Genomic DNA, 11,612 nt, shown 5'->3' on the forward strand with positions numbered 1-11,612 from the left:
CCCCATGCCACGCCCCCCGCAACCCGCCGCGCGCCGGGGCACCCGCTTCCACGCCTGGGTGGAGGCCCGCTTCGAGGAACTGACCCTGCCCGTGCTGGAGCCGGAGGAACTGCCGGGCAGCGAAGCCGAGATCGCCGACGAACGCGATCTGGAAGCCCTCAAGGACGCCTTCGAGCGCACCGAGTACGCCCACCGCACACCCCACCGCGTCGAGGCCCCCTTCCAGCTCGTCATCGCCGGCCGGGTGGTCAGGGGCCGGATCGACGCCGTCTACAAGGAGGACGACGGCGAGGGGACGACGTACGAGATCGTCGACTGGAAGACCAGCCGCACCCGCACCGCCGACCCCCTCCAGCTCGCCCTCTACCGGCTCGCCTGGGCCGAGCAACAGGGCGTTCCGCTGGAGTCCGTCAACGCGGCGTTCCTGTACGTCCGAACCGGTGAGGTAGTACGACCACAGGGTCTGCAGGACCGGGCCGCGCTGGAGCGGCTGCTGCTGGAGGGGCCGGCCGCGCAAGCAAACTGTGAGGAACCGCCCAACCAGGATGTCGGCGCGGGCCGATAGGCTCGTGACCATGAGCCAGCCCGTTGACAGTGCCGTCAGCGCCGTCCGCGCGTACATCGAGCAGCACCGTGCCGCCTTCCTCGAGGACCTCGCGGAGTGGCTGCGCATCCCGTCCGTGTCGGCCCAGCCCGACCACGCGCCCGATGTACGCCGCAGCGCCGACTGGCTCGCCGCCAGGCTCCGGGAGACCGGCTTCCCGACCACGGAGGTCTGGGAGACCCCGGGTGCCCCCGCCGTCTTCGCCGAGTGGCCCGCCTCCGATCCCGGGGCACCGACGGTCCTGGTCTACGGCCACCACGACGTCCAGCCCGCCGCCCTTGAGGACGGCTGGGACAGCGAGCCCTTCGAGCCCGTCGTCCGCGACAACCGCCTCCACGCGCGCGGGGCGGCCGACGACAAGGGCCAGGTGTTCTTCCACACCCTCGGCGTCCGCGCCCACCTCGCCGCCACCGGCCGCACCGCCCCCGCGGTCACCCTGAAGCTCCTGGTCGAGGGGGAGGAGGAGTCCGGGTCACCGCACTTCCGCGCCCTCGTCGAGCAGCACGCCGGCCGGCTGGCCGCCGACGCGGTGATCGTCTCCGACACCGGCATGTGGTCCGCGGACACCCCCACGGTGTGCACCGGCATGCGCGGCCTCGCCGAGTGCGAGATCCACTTCTTCGGCCCCGACCAGGACATCCACTCCGGATCCTTCGGCGGTGCGGTGCCCAACCCCGCCACCGCGGCCGCCCGCCTGGTCGCCGCCCTGCACGACGAGCACGAGCGCGTGGCCGTCCCCGGCTTCTACGACGGCGTCGTCGAGCTCACCGACCGCGAACGCGAGCTCTTCGCCGAGCTGCCCTTCGACGAGCAGGAGTGGCTGCGCACCGCCAAGTCCCACGCCACCCACGGCGAGGCCGGACACACCACCCTGGAGCGCATCTGGGCCCGCCCCACCGCCGAGGTCAACGGCATCGGCGGCGGCTACCAGGGCCCCGGCAGCAAGACGATCATCCCCTCCTCGGCCATGGTGAAGCTGTCCTTCCGGATGGTCGCGGGACAGGACCCCGACCACATCGAGAAGGCCGTCCGCGCGTGGGCGGCCGAGCAGGTGCCCGCCGGGATCCACCACGAGATCACCTTCGGCGCGGCCACGCGCCCGTGTCTGACACCGCTGGACCACCCGGCCCTGCAGTCCGTGGCGCGCAGCATGGGCCGCGCCTTCGGCCGGCCGATCCGCTTCACGCGCGAGGGCGGCTCGGGGCCCGCCGCCGACCTCCAGGAGGTCCTCGGGACGCCGGTGCTCTTCCTCGGCATCTCCGTCCCCTCCGACGGCTGGCACGCGCCGAACGAGAAGGTCGAGATCGATCTGCTCCTCAAGGGCGTCGAGACCACCGCGTACCTGTGGGGCGACCTCGCGGACACCTGGCGTCATGCGCCCTGAGCCGCCCGCGCCGTCCGGGACGACACCGCGCGCGGGGCACACTGGGGGCGACGCCCCGCACCGCCCGGTCCCGGTCGCCGCCCGCCGTAGGCCCCGCCGAACCGCCCGCCGAAACAATCCGTTGCACTGGGGGAGTTGGAAGCACCCGTGACCACCTGGACCGACCACACCGCCGACCGCCCCATCTCGCTCACCGCCCCGAGCGGCATCGACCGCGCCGCCCACCACCGGCTCGACGAGGCCTGGCTCGCGGCGGCCTGGAGCCACCCCACGACCCGTTGCTTCGTGGTCTCCGGCGGCCAGGTCCTCATCGACGAGACGCCCGACGGCCGTACCGAACTCGTCATGACCCCCTCCTTCGAAGCCCCCCTGACCGAGGCGCACCGCTACTTCCTCGGCACCGACGCGGACGGTGTCAGCTACTTCGCCCTCCAGAAGGACGCTTTGCCCGGACGCATCGACCAGTCCGCGCGGCCCGCGGGCCTGCGCGAGGCCGGTCTGCTGCTGTCCCCGCGTGACGTGGGTCTCATGGTGCACGCGGTCGGCCTGGAGAACTGGCAGCGCACCCACCGGTTCTGCTCCCGCTGCGGCGAGCGGACCGTGATCGCCGCCGCCGGCCACATCCGCCGCTGCCCGGCCTGCGGCGCCGAGCACTACCCGCGCACCGACCCGGCCGTGATCATGGCGGTCACGGATGCCGACGACCGCATCCTGCTCGGCCGGCAGGTCCACTGGCCCGAGGGCCGCTTCTCGACGCTCGCCGGCTTCGTCGAACCCGGTGAGTCCATCGAGCAGGCCGTGCGGCGCGAGGTCTTCGAGGAGGCCGGCATCGACGTAGGCCAGGTCGAGTACGTCGCCAGCCAGCCCTGGCCCTTCCCGTCCAGCCTGATGCTCGGCTTCATGGCCCATGCCACCTCGACGGAGATCGAGGTCGACGGCGACGAGATCCACGAGGCCCGCTGGTTCTCCCGCGACGAACTGGGCGCCGCCTTCGACTCCGGCGAGGTCCTCCCGCCGTACGGCATCTCGATCGCGGCCCGCCTGATCGAACTCTGGTACGGCAAACCCCTGCCCACGAGGAGCGTGTGACAAGGCTGGAAGCACAAAAGGCGGTTCCCGAGTCACCTCGGGAACCGCCTTTCCGGCGAACCGGGGAGCGCCTACGCGCCGATCTTCTGCTTCACCTGCGCCAGCGACGGGTTCGTCAGCGTCGAACCGTCGGGGAACAGCACGGTCGGGACGGTCTGGTTGCCGCCGTTCGCCTTCTCGACGAACGCCGCGGACTCCGGGTCCTGCTCGATGTTGATCTCGTCGTACGTGATGCCCTCGCGGTCCAGCTGGCTCTTCAGCCGACGGCAGTAGCCGCACCACGTGGTGCTGTACATCGTCACAGTGCCCGGCATGTCTCTCGCGCTCCTCAACTGCTTGGGGGATCGGTCCTCGCAGTCGGGGAACGTACGTGAAACAGCAAGCATTCCCGCACACGCGCCGCCGCCCGACGTGACGCCTGCCGCATTAGTACGACTGCGAGCCCCTGCCTGTGGACAACCGCCGCACCCGTCTCCGCCGACCTGGCAGCATGGCGGTGTGACAGCAGCAACGCACTCCACGCTCTTCCCGCGGGTCCCCGACTCGGCCGACGCGGTGCTCGAAGGGCTCGACCCCGAGCAGCGCGAAGTGGCCACGGCCCTGCGCGGCCCGGTGTGCGTGCTCGCGGGCGCCGGCACGGGCAAGACCCGGGCGATCACGCACCGGATCGCCTACGGGGTGCGCGCAGGGATCCTCCAGCCGTCCAGCGTGCTGGCCGTCACGTTCACCAACCGGGCCGCGGGCGAGATGCGCGGCCGGCTCCGTCAGCTCGGCGCCGCCGGCGTCCAGGCCCGCACCTTCCACTCCGCCGCCCTGCGCCAGCTGCAGTACTTCTGGCCGAAAGCGGTCGGCGGGTCCATGCCCCGGCTCGTCGACCGCAAGATCCAGCTCGTCGCCGACGCGGCCGCCGCCTGCCGCATCCGCCTCGACCGCGGCGAACTGCGCGACGTCACCGCCGAGATCGAGTGGTCCAAGGTCACCCAGACCGTACCCGCCGACTACGCGGCGGCCGCCGCCAAGGCCGGCCGGGAGGCCCCCCGCGACCCGGCCGAGATCGCCCAGCTCTACTCCGTCTACGAGGACCTCAAGCGGGACCGTTCCGTCATCGACTTCGAGGACGTCCTGCTGCTGACCGTCGCCGTCCTCCAGGACCGCCACGACATCGCCGAGCAGGTCCGGGCCCAGTACCAGCACTTCGTGGTCGACGAGTACCAGGACGTCAGCCCCCTCCAGCAGCGCCTGCTGGAGCTGTGGCTCGGCGACCGGGACAGCCTCTGCGTGGTCGGCGACGCCAGCCAGACGATCTACTCGTTCACCGGAGCAACCCCCGACCACCTCCTCGACTTCCGCGTCCGCCACCCCGGAGCCACCGTCGTCAAACTGGTCCGCGACTACCGCTCCACCCCCCAGGTCGTCCACCTCGCCAACGGCCTGCTCGCCCAGGCCCGCGGCCGCGCCGCCGACCACCGCCTGGAGCTGGTCTCCCAGCGCTCCGCGGGCCCCGAGCCCGTCTTCACCGAGTACGCCGACGAGCCCGCCGAGGCCGAGGGCGCCGCCCGCCGTATCGGCGAACTGATCGCGGCGGGCGTCCCGGCGAGCGAGATCGCCGTCCTGTTCCGCACCAACGCCCAGTCCGAGACCTACGAACAGGCCCTCGCCGACGCCGGAGTCCCCTACCAGTTGCGCGGGGCCGAGCGGTTCTTCGACCGGCCGGAGGTGCGCAGAGCCATCGTCAACCTGCGGGGAGCGGCCCGCTTCGGCGGCAACGACTCCCTCCTCGACGACGCCGTCGACCTGCCCTCCCAGGTGCGGGCGGTGCTGTCCGGGGAGGGCTGGACACCCCAGCCGCCCGCCGGTTCCGGTGCCGTCAGAGAGCGCTGGGAGTCGCTGGCCGCCCTGGTCAACCTCGCCCAGGACTTCACCGCCGCCCAGCCCGGCGCCACCCTCGGCCACCTCGTCGCCGAACTGGACGAGCGGGCGGGCGCCCAGCACGCCCCGACCGTACAGGGCGTCACGCTGGCCTCCCTGCACTCCGCCAAGGGCCTCGAGTGGGACGTCGTCTTCCTCGTCGGCGTCGCCGAGGGCATGGTCCCGATCACCTATGCGAAGACCGACGAGCAGATCGAGGAGGAACGGCGTCTCCTCTATGTCGGGGTCACCCGCGCCCGTGAGCGCCTGCACGTCTCCTGGGCCCTGTCCCGGTCACCCGGCGGTCGCCCGAGCCGTCGCCCGAGCCGCTTCCTGGACGGTCTGCGCCCCGGCTCCGCCTCATCGGCCGCACGCACGGCGGCGGGCGGACCCGGCGGCGTCGAGCGCGGACGCACCCGAGGACCGGAGGCCGTCCCGCGGCGCGCCCAGCGCACCCCGGCCCGCTGCCGGGTGTGCGGGCGCACGCTCACCGACGCGGGCGAGATGAAGCTGATGCGCTGTGAGGAGTGCCCCTCCGACATGGACGAGGGCCTGTACGAGCGGTTGCGCGCATGGCGTGCGCGGCAGGCGCGGCGCAGCGGGCAGCCCGCCTTCTGCGTCTTCACCGACAAGACGCTGATGGCGATCGCCGAGGCAGTCCCCGACGACGAGGGCGAACTGGCCCGCATCCCCGGGGTGGGAGTGCGCAAGTTCAACCGCTACGGCGCCGATGTCCTGGCCATCTGCGCAGGCCAGGACATCGCGGAGGGCGACGAGGAGGACTGACGGAAACTCGTCGGAAAAATAGTTTGCGCATGCCCCAGCAATCCCCATAGGTTCTTAGCCACGGGGACGGAGGCCTTCTCGGAGGCCCCGATTCCGTGTTCTACTTGCATACCCGTCGGACTGGTTCACCCCAGTCCCCCGAGACGCCGAGAGGAGGCGAGTCCAGTGATCAGCATCAAGAAGAGCTCCACCACCGTCAAAATGACCGATCGCTCGGTCGTCGCCTCCCTGTGCATGCTCGACGCCTCCACCCGGGGCACCGGTCTGTCCGGCATTCGTGCCGTCCGTCCGGCGTCCTCGGTGTCTCTCGCGGGTCTTCCCATCCGTGAGCGCAATGAGCGACCGACCAAGGCACTGGAAGCAGTAGTGGCACAGGCGCAGGCCTATGCCTTTACGGCGGCCGGTGCCGGTAGCCGGAAGCAGACGAAGCAGCACCACCTGATGTGGGCCTTCCGTGGGCCAGAACCCTGGAGTGATCCAGCCTGATCGGCGATCAGGCCGGCGCCTTCAGGGCCGCGGAACCCCATCCGGGATCCGCGGCCCTTCTGTTTGTCCCCGACCGGGGACGACGGAGCGAAGGGGCCTCGGAACAAGAAAAGAACCGGGTACCAAAACCGCCTCCCGGTCCAACAGGACCGGAACGAACAGACGAGGAAGACGAATCGTGCAACTCGAAGCGCACGCCCCGTCCGTACCGCCTTCCGAAACGATCCCCCCGCCCGGCCCCACGGAGGACTCCGCCTTGATCCCGCTCACCGCGCTCACCGCGCTCGACGACGCCATCGAGAACCTCGGCGTACCCGTCCCCTGCCGTTCCTACGACCCGGAGGTCTTCTTCGCCGAGTCGCCGGCCGACGTCGAGTACGCCAAGTCCCTCTGCCGCACCTGCCCGCTGATCGAGGCCTGCCTCGCCGGCGCCAAGGAGCGGCGTGAGCCCTGGGGCGTCTGGGGTGGCGAGCTGTTCGTCCAGGGTGTTGTCGTCGCCCGGAAGCGGCCGCGTGGCCGCCCGCGCAAGAACCCGGTCACGGCATGAACATCACCGGAACGATCGACCGCCCCCTCACGCACGACCCCAAGAAGCAGGCCCCGATGAAGCCGTCCACCAACGAGCCCGCCGGCTCCGCGATCGAAGACACCACGATGACCGGCGCGACCGGTTCGCGTCAGAACAGGACCCGAGAGATGCAACTCATCCCAGAAGCCCTGGCACGTGCGCATATGCACGAGCGCCTGCGTGAGGCCGAGCGGGAACGCCCGGCCGCGCGCCTGGTGGCCGCCCGCCGTATGCAGCGCCGGGCCGAGCGTGCCTCGCGGCGCGCCCGCCGCGCGCTCGCCATGGCGGTCATGCAGTAGCCGACCACATCTGAAGCGACGGCCTCCCGACCCCGGGAGGCGGTGGCTCCCCGCGGCGGTGGCGTTATCGTCACCGAATGACGAGTCCTCCCGCGGACAGCGACGACTCGGGCGCCCCCGCGGAGCCCCAGCCCCTGGTGTGCGCCCGCTGCGGGCGCCGGGCCGAAGGCCCGCAGCCCACCTGGACGTTCTCCGTGGAGAACGGCAAGCGCCAGTACTTCTGCGACGCCTGTTCCCGGGAGAACCTCAGGGCGATCGAGGGGCGGCTGGACTCGGACTGGTGGTGATCAGGCCTCCACGACCGACTCCTCCTCGTCGCCCTCCTCCACGACGAAGCCCGGCAGCCACTCCTCGAGCTCCTCACGCAGCCGGACCGTCGCCCCGAGCTGGCACAGCACTCCGATCGTGCTCAGCGTCACCCGGTGTATCAGCAGGTACGCCGGAGGCAGATTGAGCTGCTTGCCCAGCTGGTAGGCGGGGGAGCGGGGATCGGCGATACGGGCCGCCTGACTGCGCATCCAGCCCCGGGTGAAGGTGAACGCGTCGACCCGGGCCGGTTCGATGATCGGCAGGAGGTAGTCGAGGACGGCGGCCGGGTCCAGCTCTATGGACTCCTTGACGAAGCCCTCCTCGCGGAGGAGTTCGTAGACGGCCTCCGCGTCGCCGTCGAGGGTCATGCGCAGCGAATCACCGATGGGGGTGGGCAGACCGCCCGGGAGCCGGTCGACGGTGCCGAAGTCGAGGACGCCCAGGCGCCAGTCGTCCTCGCCGGCCGGACCGCCGGGCAGCAGCCGGAAGTTCCCGGGATGGGGGTCGGCGTGCAGCAGGCCGGTGCGGGCCGGGCCGGAGAAGAGGAAGCGGGCCAGGAGCTGTCCGGCGCGGTCGCGCTGCTCCGGGGTGCCGTCGGCGATGATCTCCGACAGCGGGACGCCGTCCATCCACTCGGTGATCAGCACCTGGTCGCACTGGTGGACCACCCGGGGCACCACCACGTCCGGGTCGTCCGTGAACTCCTCGGCGTGCGCCGACTGGGCCTGGGCCTCCAGCCCGTAGTCGAGTTCCTCGGAGACACGGTCCCTGAGCTCCGCGATCAGGGGTTTGACGTCCATGCCGGGGATGAGCGGGCCCAGCAGCCGGGCGAAACGGCTCAGTTGGTTCAGATCGGACAGCAGGGCCTCGCCTGCTCCCGGGTACTGCACCTTGACCGCCACCTCGCGGCCGTCGTGCCAGATTCCCCGGTGCACCTGGCCGATCGAGGCCGCGGCGGCCGGCTTGTCCTCGAACTCCAGGAACAGCTCCTGCCAGTTCTCGCCCAGCCGCTCGCCGAGCACGGTGTGCACCGTGCGCGTCGGCATCGGGGGCGCCGCCTCCTGCAGCTTCGTCAGCGCGGCGCGGTAGGGGCCGGCGACCTCCTCGGGCAGCGCCGACTCGAAGACGGACAGGGCCTGGCCGAACTTCATCGCGCCGCCCTTGAGCTCGCCGAGCACCTTGAACAGCTGCTCCGCCGTGCGCTGCTGCAACTCGCGGCCGACGATCTCCGCCGACTCGCCGACGATCCGCTTGCCCAGTCCCCAGGTCGCCCGCCCGGCGAAGCCGAGCGGGAGCGCGGCGAGCTTGGCGGTCCGGGTGACCGCCTTGCGGGGAAGATCAGACATGCGCCCTCCAAGTCCCTGCCGGCCGCGCCGCGTCTGCCCTACGGCCCAACTCATTCGGCGTCTGCTCGTCCATTGTCTCGTGCCGGTTCCCGTGCTCGGCGGCCTGTTCCCCCTTCTTACCTTTCTCCGCCGCGCCGCAGGGGCATGCGGGGTGCGCCCAGACCGGTCGGGCATGCCAGTTCAGACCGGGCAGGGACACCTCCCAGCGGGCACCGGCACTGGTCGGCACCATGCCGTCCAGGAACGCGAGCGCGTGCGCGGCCGCCAGTCCGGCGACCGTCGTCGCCAGACTCAGATCGCATGCGCGCACCTGCCGCGACCTGCCCGAACCCGAGCGCCACTGGGCCACCAGCCGGGGCCACGCCGGGTCCCGGTCGGTGCGCGCCTCGTGCAGACAGCCCGCGCAGCCCGTCTCGCCCGGCAGGACGAGGGGGCCGACGACACCGGTGGCCTCCACGACGCCGGCGTACAGATGAGGCGTACCCGAAGTGATGAGGGGTTCGGCGGCGGAGGGTGCGGGCGCGTGCACGGCGACGTCGTCCCGTGGGGCGAGGATCACCAGCGAGAACCCGGGGTCCCCGGCCGGCACGGGTGCCGCGGGACCGCGCCGGGGCGGGCGGCCGGGGCCGGAGCGGCGCACCGCCTGCCGGGCGGCCTCGTCCCTGCGGGCGCCGACGGACTCGGCGGGCAGTCCGCCCGGCGCCACGTCCCACGGTTCCACCGGGCCGATGTCGCGCACGTCGATCCCGCCGACGCCGGCGCCCGCGAGCAGTGAGGCCAGCGTCGCACCGACCCGGCCGGCGCCCACCACCTGCACGCGCAGTGAGCGCCGGGCGGCGAGACGGTCGATGGCGTCGCCGGGTTCGCCGCCGAGCAGGGACAGGGAGGCGAGGTCCGGGCGCAGTCTCTCGAGGGTGTCCTTGCTGCGGCGCAGGGCGTCGGCGGCCGGTCCGCCGCCCTTCGCGTCGTCCAGCAGTCCCGCCCGGGACAGTCTGCCGACCAGCGTGTCCACATGCCCCTCGGGCAGGCCCATGCGGCGGGCCTCCTCGCGCAGCAGCGGCAGCCCGCGGGTGCCGTTGAGCAGGTCGAGGAAACTGGCCGTCGCCGGGTCCATCGGGCCCAGCGTCATCGCGTGCGCCGGTGCCATCCCGAACTGCACGGTGTTGAGATCACGCCAGCCGCGCCTGAGCGCGGGCTTCATCATCGGAACGGCCGGAACCGTCACGTCCGCAGCATCCATGTCAGGCCCCCGTAGCCCTCGTGGAGCACGCCCCTGGTGGGACATGCCCGTCGTAGAACATCCCCGTACGCCGGGCGGGGTCGGTCGTGGAGCGGTCGACGGTCGGTCGATCGCGGATCACCCGGCGAGGACCAGCATGCCCGGCCGTCACGGAGGGCACCGAAAGTTGTCCACAGGCGGTGGGTATTCGTCGTACAAATCAAACGCTCGGTGGGGGATCGGCACGGAACCGTCCCGGAGGCGGGACTTCCCCCGTGTGCAGCGGGTAACGTCGGGGCGTGTCCGCCGACCCACTGCACCGCGCCGGAGCACCACAGCGCAGCACGACGAGCCAGCCGCCGAGCGGCTCGGGGGCGAGCGCGATCGAGGTCCGCAGAAGCACCCGGCGCCGCCGGACGGTCTCCGCGTACCGCGAGGGCGATCGCACCGTCGTGCTCATCCCCGCCCGGATGTCCGAGGCCGAGGAGCAGCGCTGGGTCACCGTCATGCTCGACAAGCTGGCCGCCCAGGAGAGCAAGCGGGTCCTCGGCGACGACGAGCTGACCGAGCGGGCCACGCGGCTGTCCGCGCAGTACTTCGACGGCCGGGCCCGGCCCACCTCGGTGCGCTGGGTCACCAACCAGAACACCCGCTGGGGATCGTGCACCCCCGCCGAGGGCAGCATCCGTCTCTCGCACCGGCTGCAGGGCATGCCCGAGTACGTCATCGACTACGTCCTGCTGCATGAGCTGGCGCATCTGCTCGTGCCCGGACACGGGCCCCGGTTCTGGCGGCTCCTGGACGCCTATCCGCGCACCGAGAGGGCCCGGGGCTACCTCGAAGGGGTGGTCGCCGCCGACCGGTTGCCGCATTCTCCGCCTTCCAGCGGCGAGTGAGCGCCCGTCCGGTCTTGTGTACCGGGTCTGTACCGACTTCTTCCGGTGTCGGAGTTAGCCGTTAGCCTGGCGCGACGCACTCACATTCGGGATGGGGGACGGTCGTTACGCATGGCCAGGGAATTCCAACGCGGCCACAAGGCCAGGATCAGTGACCTCACCGCGGGCACCGATCTGTACGTAGGCGTGCAGATCAGCGGCCCCGGACTGACGTTCGACATCAGCTGCTTCGGCCTCGACGCCGACGAACGGCTCTCGGACGACCGCTACTTCGTGTTCTTCAACCAGCCGAAGTCCCCCGAGGAGTCCATCCAGCTCCTGGGCGCCCAGGCCGGTGACACGGAGTCCTTCCGGATCACGCTCGACAGGATCCCGCCGCAGATCCAGAAGCTGTCCTTCACGGCGACCATCGACGGCGCCGGGCAGATGTCGCAGATCGCCCCCGGGTACATCCGCATCGTGGCGGGCGGCGAGGAGGTGGCCCGCTACTCCTTCAACGGCTCGGAGTTCTCCACCGAGCGGGCCGTGATGCTCGGTGACTTCTACCTGAAGGACGTGTGGCGGTTCGCGGCCGTCGGACAGGGCTTCGACGGCGGCCTGGAGGCGCTGCTGAAGAACTTCGGCGGCGAGGTCATGGAGGAGGAGGCGCCCGCGGCGCCCGCACCGCAGCAGCCGCAGACCGGCGCGGCCCCCGGCTTCGCCCCGCCCGCCTTCGCCG

At 71.7% G+C, this 11,612-nt stretch carries 13 protein-coding genes; 10 read left to right on the plus strand and 3 right to left on the minus strand.

Translation table 11 applies throughout. From position 1 onward, the window contains the following. From GRC12_RS35110 to nudC, 3 genes are all read left to right on the plus strand, one after another. A partial coding sequence (locus GRC12_RS35110; RefSeq protein WP_208784009.1) for a PD-(D/E)XK nuclease family protein occupies positions 1-565 on the plus strand: 565 nt, incomplete at its 5' end. Between the two features lie 10 nt (positions 566-575). Further along, a complete protein-coding gene (locus tag GRC12_RS35115; RefSeq protein WP_208784010.1) occupies positions 576-1,988 on the plus strand; it encodes a dipeptidase in 1,413 nt (470 codons plus the stop codon). Between the two features lie 147 nt (positions 1,989-2,135). After that, positions 2,136-3,077: an NAD(+) diphosphatase gene (gene nudC, locus GRC12_RS35120; RefSeq protein WP_165954870.1), complete on the plus strand. Its 942-nt coding sequence runs from the start codon at positions 2,136-2,138 to the stop codon at positions 3,075-3,077. A gap of 71 nt (positions 3,078-3,148) precedes the next feature. Here the strand turns inward: nudC and GRC12_RS35125 are convergent, their stop codons facing one another. Further along, positions 3,149-3,391: a mycoredoxin gene (locus GRC12_RS35125; RefSeq protein ID WP_133044516.1), complete on the minus strand. Its 243-nt coding sequence runs from the start codon at positions 3,389-3,391 to the stop codon at positions 3,149-3,151. A 184-nt stretch (positions 3,392-3,575) separates the two neighbouring features. On the opposite strand from GRC12_RS35125, the gene GRC12_RS35130 reads away from it, so the two are divergent. The 5 genes from GRC12_RS35130 (at position 3,576) to GRC12_RS35150 (ending at position 7,411) form a co-directional block, all read left to right on the plus strand. Next, positions 3,576-5,771: an ATP-dependent DNA helicase UvrD2 gene (locus GRC12_RS35130; RefSeq protein ID WP_208784012.1), complete on the plus strand. Its 2,196-nt coding sequence runs from the start codon at positions 3,576-3,578 to the stop codon at positions 5,769-5,771. A gap of 165 nt (positions 5,772-5,936) precedes the next feature. Beyond that, on the plus strand, positions 5,937-6,257 hold the full coding sequence (locus GRC12_RS35135; protein ID WP_208784014.1) for a hypothetical protein: 321 nt from the start codon (positions 5,937-5,939) through the stop codon (positions 6,255-6,257). A gap of 178 nt (positions 6,258-6,435) precedes the next feature. Further along, positions 6,436-6,804, plus strand: coding sequence for a WhiB family transcriptional regulator (locus GRC12_RS35140; RefSeq protein WP_133044518.1), 369 nt, complete (start codon positions 6,436-6,438; stop codon positions 6,802-6,804). After that, positions 6,801-7,124, plus strand: coding sequence for a hypothetical protein (locus GRC12_RS35145; protein ID WP_208784016.1), 324 nt, complete (start codon positions 6,801-6,803; stop codon positions 7,122-7,124). The genes GRC12_RS35140 and GRC12_RS35145 overlap by 4 nt, the downstream gene beginning before the upstream one ends. 77 nt (positions 7,125-7,201) lie before the next feature. Continuing rightward, a complete protein-coding gene (locus tag GRC12_RS35150; protein WP_133044520.1) occupies positions 7,202-7,411 on the plus strand; it encodes a hypothetical protein in 210 nt (69 codons plus the stop codon). On the opposite strand, the gene GRC12_RS35155 is transcribed toward GRC12_RS35150, so the two are convergent. Together GRC12_RS35155 and GRC12_RS35160 are read right to left on the minus strand one after the other, a co-directional pair. Next, positions 7,412-8,779 carry an ABC1 kinase family protein gene (locus GRC12_RS35155; RefSeq protein WP_208784018.1) on the minus strand — a complete coding sequence of 456 codons (1,368 nt, stop codon included), beginning with the start codon at positions 8,777-8,779 and terminating at the stop codon, positions 7,412-7,414. It abuts the gene before it with no gap. Next, a complete protein-coding gene (locus tag GRC12_RS35160; RefSeq protein ID WP_244374266.1) occupies positions 8,772-10,019 on the minus strand; it encodes a TOMM precursor leader peptide-binding protein in 1,248 nt (415 codons plus the stop codon). Before GRC12_RS35160 ends, GRC12_RS35155 begins: the two co-directional genes overlap by 8 nt. A gap of 278 nt (positions 10,020-10,297) precedes the next feature. On the opposite strand from GRC12_RS35160, the gene GRC12_RS35165 reads away from it, so the two are divergent. Both GRC12_RS35165 and GRC12_RS35170 read left to right on the plus strand, forming a co-directional pair. Next, complete coding sequence (locus tag GRC12_RS35165; protein ID WP_208784020.1) at positions 10,298-10,894, plus strand: M48 metallopeptidase family protein; 597 nt, start codon at positions 10,298-10,300, stop codon at positions 10,892-10,894. Positions 10,895-11,005: 111 nt separating this feature from the next. After that, the coding region (locus GRC12_RS35170) for a TerD family protein (protein ID WP_208784022.1) at positions 11,006-11,612 on the plus strand (607 nt) is incomplete at its 3' end.

This window comes from Streptomyces griseorubiginosus (assembly GCF_017614965.1).
Lineage (GTDB): Bacteria > Actinomycetota > Actinomycetes > Streptomycetales > Streptomycetaceae > Streptomyces > Streptomyces griseorubiginosus_B.